This window comes from Bacillus sp. AK031, from assembly GCF_053903065.1.
Genome location: NZ_CP096424.1, coordinates 3944332 through 3960116, shown reverse-complemented (window position 1 = coordinate 3960116; position 15785 = coordinate 3944332). Strand labels below are relative to the sequence as shown.

Below are 15785 nucleotides of genomic sequence, written 5' to 3'. Positions count from 1 at the left end.
AGTTACTCACTTCAGAGTTTATATATAGATAAGAGTGAAGAAACATAGATTCAAGGAGAAGCAGCTTTTTAAAAAGACAAATCAATAAAATACATTTATGAGCGAGATTACAACTTTATGGGCCTAAAAAGTAATTTATGAGCATAATTTCCATTTTATGAGCCTGAATTTAAATATATGAGCATTTTAACATTTAAATCCATTAAACTGGAAAAAGCAGAGGGTCTGACCAAGATAATCAAACGAAGAGGGGCGGGATTCCTCCATATATGAAAGGCAAAGGCAAAAAAGCGAAGATTACGGAAAAAACTTTAGTCCCATCTGCAAATAATCTTACAGCCTCGGCAGTTATTCGGGTAGAGATCAATCTATCTTCTCATCCCTGGAATAACTCCGGGGAGGGAAAATTAAAGTTATCTCATTTAACTAACCCCTAACAAATTCTCCTGGTAGTGACTCCGTTTTTAGAGACCTATTTATACAGCGAGTTCCAAATCTCCATAACACAAAAATATTTTGAGACTTAGCGCTACTTCCAAAACTAAAATGTATCTCTATGGGAACCTATTCAATTTTTATAGTAATATTTTTAAATATTTTGAATAGTTGTTTAAATAGAGTTATAATGTAATAGAAAACGCTTACAAAAACTTCCACGAGAATACATATAACTTTTAATATAAAAACTGGAGGGGATTTAATGATTTATGCACAACCCAATAAAGATGGTTCGAAGGTCAATTTTAAAAAGAAGTACAACAATTATATTGGTGGCGAATGGGTAGCTCCGGTAAAAGGGGAGTATTTTGAAGCAATTACACCAGTAACAGGGGCAGCGTTTTGCGAAGTGGCAAGGTCAACTTCTGAAGATATAGAGCTTGCGTTGGATGCGGCTCATGAAGCTAAGGGAGCTTGGGGAAAAACATCGGTTGCAGAGAGAGCTAATATTTTAAATAAAATTGCTGATAGACTTGAAGAGAATCTGGAGATGCTGGCGGTTGCAGAGACATGGGATAATGGGAAGCCTGTCAGGGAGACTCTAAATGCGGATTTGCCGCTTGCGATCGATCACTTCCGTTATTTTGCCGGTTGTATCCGTGCTCAGGAAGGCAGCATAGGAGAGGTGGATAATGATACAGTTGCCTATCATTTTCATGAGCCCCTGGGAGTGGTTGGGCAGATTATTCCTTGGAACTTTCCGCTCTTGATGGCGACTTGGAAACTCGCTCCTGCCCTTGCAGCTGGAAACTGTGTGGTGTTGAAACCGGCTGAACAGACCCCGGCGAGTATTATGGTCATGATGGAACTCATCGAGGACTTATTGCCAAAGGGTGTTGTGAATATTGTCAATGGATTTGGTGTTGAAGCCGGCAAACCGCTGGCTACAAGCGATAGAGTTGCAAAAGTTGCCTTTACTGGGGAGACGACAACCGGCCGCTTGATTATGCAGTATGCTTCTCAAAACCTTATCCCTGTAACATTGGAACTTGGCGGTAAGTCACCGAATATCTTCTTTGAGGATGTAATGTCCCAGGATGATGATTTTCTTGATAAAGCGATTGAAGGCTTTGTTTTGTTCGCGTTAAACCAAGGTGAAGTGTGTACATGTCCTTCCCGTGTGCTTATCCATGAATCGATCTATGATAAGTTTATGGAAAGAGCCCTTGAGAGGGTAAAGGCAATTAAACAAGGAAATCCTCTGGATACCGATACGATGGTTGGCGCCCAGGCTTCAACTGAACAGTTAGAAAAGATTCTTTCTTATATTGATATCGGAAAACAAGAAGGTGCTGCTGTTTTGACGGGGGGGAGCCGTAATTACCTTGAAGGGGACCTGGAAGGCGGTTACTATGTAGAGCCTACAGTATTTAAAGGTAACAATAAGATGCGCATCTTCCAAGAGGAGATATTTGGTCCTGTAGTGTCTGTGACGACATTCAGCACTCCTGAGGAAGCACTTGAGATTGCAAATGATACACTTTATGGATTAGGTGCCGGGGTGTGGTCCAGGGATATCAATACAGCCTATCGATTCGGCAGGGAAATTGAAGCAGGACGTGTGTGGACTAACTGCTATCATGCTTATCCAGCGCATGCTGCATTTGGCGGTTATAAGATGTCAGGAATCGGCAGGGAAAATCATAAGATGATGCTCAGCCACTATCAGCAAACCAAGAATTTGCTTGTAAGTTATAGCCCGCAAAAATTAGGTTTCTTTTGATCCCTGAATTTATAAAGGAGGTAAATGGATGCCGATAGTCAAAAAAGTGATTGCAACAGAGGAAGCGTCAAAGCTGATTTCACGGTTGAAAGATAAACATGGTCCACTGCTGTTTCATCAGTCTGGAGGCTGTTGTGATGGCAGTTCCCCTATGTGCTATCAGGAAGGGGATATGATGATTGGCGATAATGATGTATTGCTGGGATATATTGAAGAGTGTCCATTCTATATAGCCAAAGCCCAATATGAATATTGGAAGCATACACAGCTCGTCATCGATGTTGTCAATGGCAGAGGAGGAATGTTCTCCTTGGAGGGGCCTGAAGGACTCAGGTTTTTGACGAGATCCAGGATATTTACTGATGAAGAAAAAACACGACTGACTTAAGGTTCATCTATATGTAAAAACGACTCGTCGAATAGGGCGAGTCGTTTTCATTGTGTTTACGGTTAATTCTTGTTTTTCCCATCAATAGAATTTGCTATTTTAACTAAGGTCCCTGGCAGCATCACACTAGCAACCTTTTTGTTGATACTGAGCATGTATTGCCAATTGTCTCTTTCAAAGACCAGTACGTGGAAACCTTCTAAGTCAATAAACATAGCTTCCTTTCCATTTTCCAATTTGATAACTTTTATAATCTTTTCTTCTTTGAACTCAATTTTATGTTTCACAGGGCGAACATTTATTTTGTAATGGTTATCAGGAAATTTTTCATTGATATATTCTGCTTCAAAAGAGTCATTTACCTCTCCACTCAAATCATTAAATCGCCCCAGACTATGAGTGAAAGCTATCGGAGGTACTCTAAGAGGCAATTGCAACTGATGGCTATAGTGATTTTCAAAGTCACTTATTGCTGCATCAATCGTTTCATAACCAATCTCTCGATAAAAATCTTCTTCAGACTGCGGTGTGTATCCTGTTGATAAGGCTTTATCATTATTTGATCCGATTAAAACGCCAACTACAATGAGTAATAAAAGTGAACTTCTTTTTGTCATGGTATCACCCTAAAGTATATTTAGGAGTAGGTTTCCCGAGTCGTTTCAAACTATCCGAAAAAAATCAATTCTCCCCTAACTACAGGAAAAACAATGATGTTTTTTAATGCAGGTTTCACAATAGTACTAATTTACTATTGCACTCTATTAAACAAGCTGTTAATATAATATTACTGTCTCGCAAAGAGGCAGCACAAAAATATCTATCTAGTATTATTTCTCGAAAAAGTTTTTAAAACTTGTTGACAGATTTGATAACAGATGATAAGATATAAAAGTTGCTTCAAACGAAGCGACAAACAAAAAGGTTGAACCTTGAAAACTGAACAAAACAAGACAAAACGTCAACGTTAATTCTAGTAAGAACACAGTTCTTACAAAGTTGCTAACACTTTAAAATTAGCAAATGAGCGAGTCAAACTTCTATCGGAGAGTTTGATCCTGGCTCAGGACGAACGCTGGCGGCGTGCCTAATACATGCAAGTCGAGCGGACTGATGGGAGCTTGCTCCCTGAAGTCAGCGGCGGACGGGTGAGTAACACGTGGGTAACCTGCCTGTAAGACTGGGATAACTCCGGGAAACCGGGGCTAATACCGGATATTTCTTTTCCTCGCATGAGGAAAAGTGGAAAGGTGGCTTTTAGCTACCACTTACAGATGGACCCGCGGCGCATTAGCTAGTTGGTGAGGTAACGGCTCACCAAGGCGACGATGCGTAGCCGACCTGAGAGGGTGATCGGCCACACTGGGACTGAGACACGGCCCAGACTCCTACGGGAGGCAGCAGTAGGGAATCTTCCGCAATGGACGAAAGTCTGACGGAGCAACGCCGCGTGAGTGATGAAGGTTTTCGGATCGTAAAGCTCTGTTGTTAGGGAAGAACAAGTACCGTTCAAATAGGGCGGTACCTTGACGGTACCTAACCAGAAAGCCACGGCTAACTACGTGCCAGCAGCCGCGGTAATACGTAGGTGGCAAGCGTTGTCCGGAATTATTGGGCGTAAAGCGCGCGCAGGCGGTCTCTTAAGTCTGATGTGAAAGCCCACGGCTCAACCGTGGAGGGTCATTGGAAACTGGGGGACTTGAGTACAGAAGAGGAAAGTGGAATTCCACGTGTAGCGGTGAAATGCGTAGATATGTGGAGGAACACCAGTGGCGAAGGCGACTTTCTGGTCTGTAACTGACGCTGAGGCGCGAAAGCGTGGGGAGCAAACAGGATTAGATACCCTGGTAGTCCACGCCGTAAACGATGAGTGCTAAGTGTTAGAGGGTTTCCGCCCTTTAGTGCTGCAGCTAACGCATTAAGCACTCCGCCTGGGGAGTACGGTCGCAAGACTGAAACTCAAAGGAATTGACGGGGGCCCGCACAAGCGGTGGAGCATGTGGTTTAATTCGAAGCAACGCGAAGAACCTTACCAGGTCTTGACATCCTCTGACAACCCTAGAGATAGGGCTTTCCCCTTCGGGGGACAGAGTGACAGGTGGTGCATGGTTGTCGTCAGCTCGTGTCGTGAGATGTTGGGTTAAGTCCCGCAACGAGCGCAACCCTTGATCTTAGTTGCCAGCATTCAGTTGGGCACTCTAAGATGACTGCCGGTGACAAACCGGAGGAAGGTGGGGATGACGTCAAATCATCATGCCCCTTATGACCTGGGCTACACACGTGCTACAATGGACGGTACAAAGGGCAGCAAGACCGCGAGGTTTAGCAAATCCCATAAAACCGTTCTCAGTTCGGATTGCAGGCTGCAACTCGCCTGCATGAAGCTGGAATCGCTAGTAATCGCGGATCAGCATGCCGCGGTGAATACGTTCCCGGGCCTTGTACACACCGCCCGTCACACCACGAGAGTTTGTAACACCCGAAGTCGGTGAGGTAACCTTTTGGAGCCAGCCGCCTAAGGTGGGACAGATGATTGGGGTGAAGTCGTAACAAGGTAGCCGTATCGGAAGGTGCGGCTGGATCACCTCCTTTCTAAGGATATATGAGACGTGACGATTTGATTTTGTTTTGTTCAGTTTTGATGGTTTAATACCGTCAAAACATTGTTCTTTGAAAACTAGATAAAGATATATGAAGAAAGTCAAGAAAGAACCGAGAATTCGCCATTTTAGGATATCTCTTATGAGATATTTTGTAAGATTAACCTATTGGTTAAGTTAGAAAGGGCGCACGGTGGATGCCTTGGCACTAGGAGCCGATGAAGGACGGGACTAACACCGATATGCTTCGGGGAGCTGTAAGTAAGCTTTGATCCGGAGATTTCCGAATGGGGGAACCCACTGCACGTAATGGTGTAGTATCCATATTTGAATACATAGAGTATGGAAGGCAGACCCGGGGAACTGAAACATCTAAGTACCCGGAGGAAGAGAAAGCAAACGCGATTCCCTGAGTAGCGGCGAGCGAAACGGGATTAGCCCAAACCAAGAGGCTTGCCTCTTGGGGTTGTAGGACACTCTATACGGAGTTACAAAGGAATGAAGTAGACGAAGAAGTCTGGAAAGGCTCGTCACAGAAGGTAATAACCCTGTAGTCGAAACTTCGTTCCCTCTTGAGTGGATCCTGAGTACGGCGGGACACGTGAAATCCCGTCGGAAGCTGGGAGGACCATCTCCCAAGGCTAAATACTCCCTAGTGACCGATAGTGAACCAGTACCGTGAGGGAAAGGTGAAAAGCACCCCGGAAGGGGAGTGAAATAGAACCTGAAACCGTGTGCCTACAAGTAGTCAGAGCCCGTTAACGGGTGATGGCGTGCCTTTTGTAGAATGAACCGGCGAGTTACGATCCCATGCAAGGTTAAGTCGGAAAGACGGAGCCGCAGCGAAAGCGAGTCTGAATAGGGCGAATGAGTATGTGGTCGTAGACCCGAAACCAGGTGATCTACCCATGTCCAGGGTGAAGTTCAGGTAACACTGAATGGAGGCCCGAACCCACGCACGTTGAAAAGTGCGGGGATGAGGTGTGGGTAGCGGAGAAATTCCAATCGAACTTGGAGATAGCTGGTTCTCTCCGAAATAGCTTTAGGGCTAGCCTCATGTAGTAAGAGTCTTGGAGGTAGAGCACTGTTTGGACTAGGGGCCCTCATCGGGTTACCGAATTCAGACAAACTCCGAATGCCAAAGACTTATCCATGGGAGTCAGACTGCGAGTGATAAGATCCGTAGTCGAAAGGGAAACAGCCCAGACCACCAGCTAAGGTCCCAAAGTATACGTTAAGTGGAAAAGGATGTGGAGTTGCTTAGACAACCAGGATGTTGGCTTAGAAGCAGCCACCATTTAAAGAGTGCGTAATAGCTCACTGGTCGAGTGACTCTGCGCCGAAAATGTACCGGGGCTAAACGTATCACCGAAGCTGTGGATTGACACCATTTGGTGTCAGTGGTAGGAGAGCGTTCTAAGGGCTGAGAAGCTGGACCGTAAGGACTGGTGGAGCGCTTAGAAGTGAGAATGCCGGTATGAGTAGCGAAAGACAGGTGAGAATCCTGTCCACCGAATGCCTAAGGTTTCCTGAGGAAGGCTCGTCCGCTCAGGGTTAGTCGGGACCTAAGCCGAGGCCGAAAGGCGTAGGCGATGGACAACAGGTTGATATTCCTGTACCACCTCTTTTCCGTTTGAGCAATGGGGGGACGCAGGAGGATAGGGTAAGCGCGCTGCTGGATATGCGCGTCTAAGCAGTTAGGCTGGTGATGAGGCAAATCCCGTCACCGTGAAGGCTGAGCTGTGATAGCGAGGGAAATATAGTACCGAAGTTCCTGATTCCACACTGCCAAGAAAAGCCTCTAGCGAGGAAAAAGGTGCCCGTACCGCAAACCGACACAGGTAGGCGAGGAGAGAATCCTAAGGTGAGCGAGAGAACTCTCGTTAAGGAACTCGGCAAAATGACCCCGTAACTTCGGGAGAAGGGGTGCTCTGTTAGGGTGCAAGCCCGAGAGAGCCGCAGTGAATAGGCCCAGGCGACTGTTTAGCAAAAACACAGGTCTCTGCGAAGCCGTAAGGCGAAGTATAGGGGCTGACGCCTGCCCGGTGCTGGAAGGTTAAGGGGAGTGCTTAGCGCAAGCGAAGGTGCGAACCGAAGCCCCAGTAAACGGCGGCCGTAACTATAACGGTCCTAAGGTAGCGAAATTCCTTGTCGGGTAAGTTCCGACCCGCACGAAAGGCGCAACGATCTGGGCACTGTCTCAACGAGAGACTCGGTGAAATTATAGTACCTGTGAAGATGCAGGTTACCCGCGACAGGACGGAAAGACCCCGTGGAGCTTTACTGTAGCCTGATATTGAATTTTGGCACAGCTTGTACAGGATAGGTAGGAGCCTTGGAAACCGGAGCGCCAGCTTCGGTGGAGGCGCTGGTGGGATACTACCCTGGCTGTGTTGAACTTCTAACCCTCGCCCCTGATCGGGGTGGGAGACAGTGTCAGGTGGGCAGTTTGACTGGGGCGGTCGCCTCCTAAAGAGTAACGGAGGCGCCCAAAGGTTCCCTCAGAATGGTTGGAAATCATTCGCAGAGTGTAAAGGCACAAGGGAGCTTGACTGCGAGACCTACAAGTCGAGCAGGGACGAAAGTCGGGCTTAGTGATCCGGTGGTTCCGCATGGAAGGGCCATCGCTCAACGGATAAAAGCTACCCCGGGGATAACAGGCTTATCTCCCCCAAGAGTCCACATCGACGGGGAGGTTTGGCACCTCGATGTCGGCTCATCGCATCCTGGGGCTGTAGTCGGTCCCAAGGGTTGGGCTGTTCGCCCATTAAAGCGGTACGCGAGCTGGGTTCAGAACGTCGTGAGACAGTTCGGTCCCTATCCGTCGTGGGCGCAGGAAATTTGAGAGGAGCTGTCCTTAGTACGAGAGGACCGGGATGGACGCACCGCTGGTGTACCAGTTGTCTTGCCAAAGGCATCGCTGGGTAGCTATGTGCGGAAGGGATAAGTGCTGAAAGCATCTAAGCATGAAGCCCCCCTCGAGATGAGATTTCCCATCACTTTATGTGAGTAAGATCCCTGAAAGATGATCAGGTAGATAGGTTTGAGGTGGAAGCGTGGCGACACGTGCAGCTGACAGATACTAATCGATCGAGGACTTAACCACAATTATTGCGCGAAACTCGGAATACTTTCTTTTCTTCATACTTTATCTAGTTTTGAGAGAACGATGTTCTTTCAATTGAATATGTCTGGTGATTAAGGCGAAGAGGTCACACCCGTTCCCATGCCGAACACGGAAGTTAAGCTCTTCAGCGCCGATGGTAGTTGGGGGATCTCCCCCTGTGAGAGTAGGACGTCGCCAGGCAAGCAGAGAGTACCTTGATGAGGTGCTCTTTTTTTGTATACATAAAAATCATTCATGATTAGTTTGTCTAGTTCTTGAGTCTAATCAGAAGCAGAGCTCGGGTGGGGAGGAGCAAGAAGGTCGAGGACACGAGGGAGTGAGCACCGGAGTGGGCTCTGCCCATGAGGATGTGAACGAGCGAAGCGGACGAAGAGATTCGCCGCTCATCGCCGGCCGAGCCTTCAGTGCCGATGGTAGTTGGGGACTCCCCCTGTGAGAGTAGGACGTCGCCAGGCAAGCAGAGAGTACCTTTGATGAGGTGCTCTTTTTTGTACTATAAAAAGGATTAAACAATATTCGTATGTTTAGTTCTGAGATCCCATCAGAAGCAGAGCTCGGGTGGGGAGGAGCCAGAAGGTCGAGGACACGAGAGAGTGAGCACCGGAGTGGGCTCTGCCCATGAGGATGTGAACGAGCGAAGCGGACGAAGAGATTCGCCGCTCATCTCGGGCCAAGACTTCTAAGATCTAGTCTTAAATACGGCTCTCACTGAAAGAAGGGCGTAGTCTAATCCAATTTAAACAAAAAGTTACTCATTACGGTCTACTAAATAGAAAGCAGAATTAAAAACCACCCATTTAAAGTAGAATTGGCCATCTTACAAGCAACTGATACGGCTGCCAAATCTGTTTATGAGTCTAATTTCAGATATATGAGCCAATTCGGCATGTTTATGAGCATCAAATTTTATTTATGAACATAATTCCAGTTTTATGAGCCTAAATTCAAATATATGAGCATTTTACCGTTGATGACCAGGATTCCGATCAATCTTCATGTTGTTTTTGCCAGGAGAAGCAATTTATCCACACGTATTATAATTCACATTAGAAGTCTTAAACCCATTGAGGCAAGCGATGACTTCTGTGATTTATGACAAGACCTTTTGGACAAACAGAGATAATGGCTTTAACGCATTAACGCACTGGGGGACAGTCCCCCAGTGCGTTAATGCGTTAAAAAGTTATTTGAATATGGTTGAAATGATTTCGTCCATTGTCATTCCGCTTTCGACATCAAATGTGCCTGGGCGTAAGTCGTTTTCGAGGCCGCGGTTTTCTACTTCTTTGAAGAACTGTAGTCCGTCTTCAATAATGTGGGCTTTCTCCAGGGCATTTCCAACATCGATGCTTGTCATGCCTGAGGAGACTGTTAACATAGTGCGGTATACGATTTTTTCTTCGGCTGTTTGTTCGGGTTTCTCATCCGCTTTTTCGTCCTTTTTTTCTGAAGCGGCAGCGATTTGCTTGTTCCATTCCTCTTCTGTATGTATGACAAAGCCTTTGGATGTCAGCTGTTCAATCATTTGCTCTTCAGTGAGTTTTACGGTTTTTACTGATTGAGCCGGCTTTTCAGAACTGTCGGCTTCTGAAGGGCCGAAGAAGTAGACCGAGCCGGTTAGAATGGCTGCGATTAAGAGGCCTGCGGCAAAGCTTCGCAAGGAGTTTGGTGTCATGATACTGCCATGCCCCTTTCAGCCTTTTTCGTCAGGTAGGGATCAAGCATGCGTTCTGCCTCATGCTGCGTCAATTCAGTTTTCGCGGCAATACTTTCAAACGAATAGCCACGTTTATGCAGGTCAAGCATTTCACGCAGTAAGATCCGCTCTTTTGAATCTGCCTCCATTGCTCCTGTCTGCCTTGCGGTGATCTCTGCATCTAACTCTATATTTCTGATCTGTTTCTGTACATCGTGGACTTCATTTCTTACTGATATTGAAACCTGTGCGATCTGTTGCTCAAGATATGATTTGGATTGTGTCGTTTTAATAAACGATAAAATGAGCAGCACAACTGCTGAACCAAACAAAATGGCAATTACCCATCCCATCTAATAGTCCTCCCTTATATGAAACTATTTTTATACAAATTGAATTATACCTTGATTGGTGGAGGAATTCGATTTAAATTGACAAAATCCCACATAAGTCCTGTGTTTATGACAGAATTTCGTATGGGAGCGTGTTACATAGGGGCTACTAAGATGGAACGTTTTTGCTAAATTTTTAAATGGATGGAGAAAGAACGTGCTTTTACAGACACGTCCTCATGAAATATTAATGGGTGACTCCTAGTTGCATTAACTCATCAATAAATGAGTCGATATCTCCTGCCAACACTCCTCCGTGGCCCGTATCCATGGTTTCTGCGCCGAAGCTCTTAATGGTATTCAATCCTTCAAGAAAGCTTGGAAGTTGTTCTTTGGGGACGCCTCCGCCTGCAAGGAAGTCGATCCAGGCGTTTCGAAGGTCGTTCCCTTTGGAGACAAGGCCATCTGTAGACAGGGGATCTCCGAAGAAACTGAATAAGTCTCCGGTAAAGATAGTCCTTGAAGGGCGGTGATGGAAAACCAACGACCCGGGAGTATGGTGACCCACAAGAGAGTATTGAAAATTCCCGAGGGTTCCATGGTCGGCTAATTCAAGTTCAAAGGATGCCGGCTCTCCCGGCTGCTCAAGGGAATGGATCGCTTTTTGGGCTTGTGTAAAATAGTCGTTCCTTCCACGTGATCTTCGTGCCCCATGAGTTGCCAGAACTACCCTTACATCCTCAGGAGTCTTTCCGATAGCCGCGAGAGCATTCCTGAGATAGTCTGTATGTTGTTTTTTACAAGAATCGACTAACGTAATACCGTCCTCTTCCACTATAAGATAACAGTTATTGTAGGTATTCCAGTCTTCATCCCAAATAGCTGCAACGTAAATTGATTCATTGACCTTTTCCAATAAATTATCCATGACGTTTTCCCCCTAAAAATGATACTCTTGGAAATTCTACATTTACTGCTCAAAATCCTCTTTAAGGACACAGGTGAGCCGGGAGCATTTTATCATATTATAAATCTATCAAAACTGACTTTCTTCATTAATATGTGTTTGACTTTTCAATCTATTTAGAATACCTTTAACTTATAATTCGAAAAACGAAATGTTAAGTCACTGTCATGTGGAATTCTTCATTTCCATTTATGGCACAGTATGTTCCTCAGATTATCATTCCACCTACTTAATTCTTCTATCGATTAAACAATTCTCAATAATACGGAAAGGGGGAGAGACATGAGAACCCCAGCCGCTGCAGGAGAAGACATACATGTTCTCCTTGATGCTTTCTATGAAAATACCGATGATGCCATATTGATAACTCAATTTGAGGACTTAGAGTCAATGGAATGCAGGTTTTGGGATGCAAATCCAGCCGCATGCCGATTGCTTGGTTTTGCTAAAGATGAGTTGTTGAGTTTGTCGCCTGATGAGGTCCTTTTCTCAACAATCGGCAGCAAGGTGAAGAATTTTATTAAGGAAATGTTTTTGGAAAAAAAGCAAGCTTTACTAGAGATAGAGCTTAGAACAAAGGAGGGCCAGACTGTTCTTGCGGAAGTCAAATCTTCTATAATTTTATTTAATGGCCAGAGGTTTGCTCTCAATACGATTAAAAATATCCAAAAGAAAAAAGAAGTGCAGGATCAATGGCTGGCCGAGAAAAATCTTACCATAGATCTCCTGGATGGAGTTCAGGCGTATATCATGATTATGGACAGAGCAGGCCGGATTGTAAGCTGGAATAGATATTGTGAGGAGAAGACTGGCTATCTGGCTGATGATGTGAAGGGAAAGGCAGTATGGGATTTGCTGGTTAATGAAGAAGAAAAGCGGTCTTTCAAGAACATTTGCAGAAATGGTTTGAATCCCTCTGAATTCCATGAAAGCTGCTGGATATCAAGAGGGGGAGAACGGCTGCATATCCAATGGTCGATTTCTTGCCTTCCAGGTGAGGAGGAGTATATTGTTGGTTCAGGAATTGATATATCTGAACGGAAATCATATGAGAATTCTTTGCTGGCTAGTACTCTAAAGTACCGAAGCCTGGTAGAAGATAACCCAGATGGGATTGTGTTGTTTGCTGATAATAACCAGATTTACTTGAATAATGAGGCCCAAAGGATACTGGGATACCCTTCTGAGCTGGCAGACCGGATTATTTTGTATTCAAAGGTCGATCCTGAAGACAGAGAAAAGGCGCTTGCGTACTTCAGAGGGCTGACCAGCCAGTCGTGCTCTTCTCACCTAATAGATCTGGGGATTACCAGGTCGGATTCCAGCAAAGTAACGGTTGAGGCAAAAGGCATTATTAAGGAGATAGAGGGAGAAAATTTTATTCAGGTAATCTTGAGGGATATCAGTGTTCAAAAGGAAGCCGAGCAAAATCTGCGGCAGGTCAATCGCCAAATGGATAAAGTTCTTAGTTCGACTGATGAGGTCATCATAGGCCTGGATGAAAATTTTCAAATAACCTTTGTCAATAAAACGTTATTAGTGCTTTTAAAAGTGCGGGAAGATGAACTCGTGGGATGCCATGGACAAAGACTGTTTGAACAGATGGCCGAAATGACGGCCGGCGATGAGAAAATCAGCTTAGAAGGACTGATGAAAGGCGATCACAAAGCAGAGGTCTCTCTTTTCTCAAATGGTGCAATAAAGTATTTTGAAGTAAAGATGGTCCCTATGGACTGTGAAGAGGGCGCTTTGATCACGATGTACGATATTACGGACAGGATACTGCTCAATAGGCAGCGTGAAAGATATTATGAAGCGATTGCCTGCGGGATCACCGTCCAGGATACAACAGGGCAGATTATTTTTGCCAATCAAAAAGCAGTCGATATATGCGGGTTGTCCAGAGAAGAGATGGCGTGCCTTCATAATAGTACACAGGATTGGATTTTATATGATGAAAATGGTAATAATCTTCCATTGGAAGAGCACCCTTGGAAAAAAGCGTATGTTACAAATGAGGAAATACGCAACTTTGTGATGGGGTTTTACCACCCTGTTAAAAGAGAGCCCAAATGGATACTTGTTAACACAAGAAATGTTTTGATGGATAAAGAAGGTTCTGTTGAGAACATTATTTCTACTTTCCATGATATTACCGCAAAAGTGGAAGTGGACAGAATGATCAAAGAAAAAGAAAAGCTGGCACTCGTCGGGCAATTGGCGGCGGGGGTGGCACATGAAGTGAAAAATCCGCTTACCAGCAGCTTGGGCTTTTTGAAGATGATGCAGAATGAACATTCAGTCAATCAGGATTATTTGGAAATCGTTCTGGATGAACTCGAGAGTATTAACCAGGTGACAAGCGAATTTTTAACACTGGCAGAACCTCAGTCAATCAAAATGGATTTCGTATCTCTCTTTGCAGACATCCTTGTTCCGCTTGTAAACTCCTTAAAACCGAAATTATTGGAAAGCGGGACGAGAATTAATCTGGATGAAGGTTCAGCCGGCCTGCCGCTCAGAGGCGTAAAGGAACAGCTTGAACAGCTGTTTATGAATATTTTCATGAACAGCATAGAGGCGATGCCGGAGGGCGGTATCATCAATGTTTCTGTCATCCAGGAGGACAAAAACATGGTCGTCAGGATCAAGGATGAAGGAGTGGGCATAGCACCTGACCGGTTAAGGCATCTCGGAGAACCATTCTACTCCATTAAAGAGAAGGGAACAGGGCTTGGCCTGCTGCTATGTAAAAAAATCACCCATGAACATAGAGGGTCGATGGTGATTAAAAGTGTGCAGGGAAAAGGAACGATTGTCGAAGTCAGCCTGCCTGTTACCGATAGAAGGGAAGCTTTACCTGAATGAAGAGGCTGCTCTGTGGAGTGCTCTCTTTTTATATGAAAATTCAGGCACCGCTACGTTATATATTCAATCAGGGATAAGTCAGTCTGAATCTTAAAGCGCTTTTGTTATCGTAAGTGGTGGTCATAGGGGGGCGAAATTCAGGTTATATTAATTGACTCTATTATCAGATAAAACATACTACAATGAATTAGCCTATTTCTCCTTTGTGTCTCCTAATACTATTGTTTGGTCTCATCGGTTTTCAGTTGAATGCAAAGTTGATTGGAGCGGAAGGCGTGCGACCTCCTGCGGGACTAGCGGGACAGGTGAGACCAAGGTTACGTACCCACTGGAACGTAACCCCGCAGGCGAAGCCGAGGAGGCTCACCGCACGCCCCGCGGAGTCGCACGCCTGGAGCGGAAATCATAACACATTTCTAGTCAGTCAGAGCTCACGAAAACTTGATTTAATATAAGAATTACGGATTAACTGTTCACAAAAAGGGAAAATTCTAGTAGAGTAAGTAGAAATCGAGAAGATACGGCTATTCGTAAGGCAGGAGAGGAGGAACAAGATTGCTTGAAAACAGTTATATCATGGTCGCCATCATTTTGATCATCAATATTGTGTACGTTTCTTTTTTTACAATCCGAATGATTCTCACCTTAAAGGGATATCGCTATGTCGCGGCCTTTGTAAGTATGTTCGAAGTTGTCATCTATGTCGTCGGCCTGGGGCTGGTACTGGATAACCTGAATGAAATCCAGAATCTTGTCGCCTATGCGGTCGGCTATGGACTTGGAGTCATTGTCGGCATGAAGATCGAAGAGAAGCTTGCACTCGGGTATATAACCGTCAATGTCATCACCGCAGACTATGATAAAGCCTTGCCCGACCAATTGAGGGCAAAAGGGTATGGTGTGACCAACTGGGCAGCTCATGGTCTGGAAGGTGACCGGATGGCGATGCAGATTTTGACACCGAGAAAAAATGAAATGAAATTGTATCAGACGATAAAAGAATTGGACCCTAAGGCCTTTATCATCGCTTATGAACCAAAAGCGATACACGGTGGATTCTGGGTGAAAACAGTAAGGAAAATCAGAAAGGAAAATTTGTCTGCCAATGAGTAAAAACAAGAAAGTATTTGAAGTAGAAGAAAACGAAAACATTGCCGATTGCCTGGACAGGATGAAACAGGAAGGGTATGCCCCTGTAAAGAGAATGGAAAAGCCTGTGTTCCATGAAGAAAAGCAAAATGGCAAAGTTGAATATGTACCTGTAAGACAAAAAATAATATTCGAAGGAAGAAAAATCGACTAAAATACGAACATTAATTTTCAGAAATTTATTATCGTTCGATTTTTCGTTGACAGTTACCTTGTCCTGTTGTTATGATGAAATCAACAAGTCGATACCCTCATATAATCTTGGGAATATGGCCCATAAGTATCTACCCGGTTACCGTAAATGACCGGACTATGAGGGAAAGTAGCTGTCTGGTATATACAGTCATCATCCCTTATTGACGGGATACGTGTATTGGCTGATACTGCCCGGATTAACTGCTTTCTCTCATGAGAAGCGTTAATCCGGGTTTTTGTTT

At 44.9% G+C, this 15785-nt stretch carries 9 protein-coding genes, 3 rRNA genes and 1 riboswitch; of the genes, 8 read left to right on the top strand and 4 right to left on the bottom strand.

Annotated features, from left to right (window positions below):
* Positions 1-700: 700 nt before the first annotated feature.
* Together adh and M1E09_RS20180 are read left to right on the top strand one after the other, a co-directional pair.
* The gene (adh, locus tag M1E09_RS20185) at positions 701-2221 is read left to right on the top strand and encodes an aldehyde dehydrogenase (protein ID WP_456272609.1); all 1521 of its coding nucleotides are present in this window, start codon (positions 701-703) and stop codon (positions 2219-2221) included.
* A gap of 28 nt (positions 2222-2249) precedes the next feature.
* Positions 2250-2609 carry a DUF779 domain-containing protein gene (locus tag M1E09_RS20180; RefSeq protein ID WP_456272608.1) on the top strand — a complete coding sequence of 120 codons (360 nt, stop codon included), beginning with the start codon at positions 2250-2252 and terminating at the stop codon, positions 2607-2609.
* 62 nt (positions 2610-2671) lie between these two features.
* On the opposite strand, the gene M1E09_RS20175 is transcribed toward M1E09_RS20180, so the two are convergent.
* Positions 2672-3226, bottom strand: coding sequence for a hypothetical protein (locus tag M1E09_RS20175; RefSeq protein WP_456272607.1), 555 nt, complete (start codon positions 3224-3226; stop codon positions 2672-2674).
* Positions 3227-3649: 423 nt separating this feature from the next.
* Between M1E09_RS20175 and M1E09_RS20170 the strand changes: the two genes are divergently transcribed.
* From M1E09_RS20170 to rrf, 3 genes are all read left to right on the top strand, one after another.
* Positions 3650-5201: ribosomal RNA gene (locus M1E09_RS20170) — 16S ribosomal RNA — on the top strand.
* Positions 5202-5379: 178 nt separating this feature from the next.
* Positions 5380-8315 (top strand): 23S ribosomal RNA (locus M1E09_RS20165).
* A gap of 84 nt (positions 8316-8399) precedes the next feature.
* Positions 8400-8516: ribosomal RNA gene (gene rrf, locus M1E09_RS20160) — 5S ribosomal RNA — on the top strand.
* Together the 16S, 23S and 5S rRNA genes form the textbook arrangement of a ribosomal RNA operon.
* Before the next feature lie 1003 nt (positions 8517-9519).
* Here rrf and M1E09_RS20155 read toward each other — a convergent pair.
* From M1E09_RS20155 to M1E09_RS20145, 3 genes are all read right to left on the bottom strand, one after another.
* Positions 9520-10011 carry a hypothetical protein gene (locus tag M1E09_RS20155; RefSeq protein WP_456272606.1) on the bottom strand — a complete coding sequence of 164 codons (492 nt, stop codon included), beginning with the start codon at positions 10009-10011 and terminating at the stop codon, positions 9520-9522.
* Positions 10008-10385 carry a hypothetical protein gene (locus M1E09_RS20150; protein WP_456272605.1) on the bottom strand — a complete coding sequence of 126 codons (378 nt, stop codon included), beginning with the start codon at positions 10383-10385 and terminating at the stop codon, positions 10008-10010. Before M1E09_RS20150 ends, M1E09_RS20155 begins: the two co-directional genes overlap by 4 nt.
* Before the next feature lie 226 nt (positions 10386-10611).
* Positions 10612-11292 (bottom strand): MBL fold metallo-hydrolase, encoded by a 681-nt coding sequence (locus M1E09_RS20145; protein ID WP_456272604.1) that lies wholly within the window; start codon positions 11290-11292, stop codon positions 10612-10614.
* Between the two features lie 321 nt (positions 11293-11613).
* Between M1E09_RS20145 and M1E09_RS20140 the strand changes: the two genes are divergently transcribed.
* The 3 genes from M1E09_RS20140 (at position 11614) to M1E09_RS20130 (ending at position 15502) form a co-directional block, all read left to right on the top strand.
* Entirely contained in the window at positions 11614-14199 is a 2586-nt protein-coding gene (locus M1E09_RS20140; RefSeq protein ID WP_456272603.1) for a PAS domain S-box protein, read from the top strand.
* Between the two features lie 576 nt (positions 14200-14775).
* Positions 14776-15312, top strand: a complete 537-nt coding sequence (locus M1E09_RS20135) for a DUF2179 domain-containing protein (protein WP_456275043.1) — start codon at positions 14776-14778, stop codon at positions 15310-15312.
* Positions 15305-15502, top strand: coding sequence for an NETI motif-containing protein (locus M1E09_RS20130; protein ID WP_456272602.1), 198 nt, complete (start codon positions 15305-15307; stop codon positions 15500-15502). Before M1E09_RS20135 ends, M1E09_RS20130 begins: the two co-directional genes overlap by 8 nt.
* Positions 15503-15579: 77 nt before the next feature.
* Positions 15580-15681, top strand: a riboswitch (purine riboswitch).
* Positions 15682-15785 lie beyond the last annotated feature (104 nt).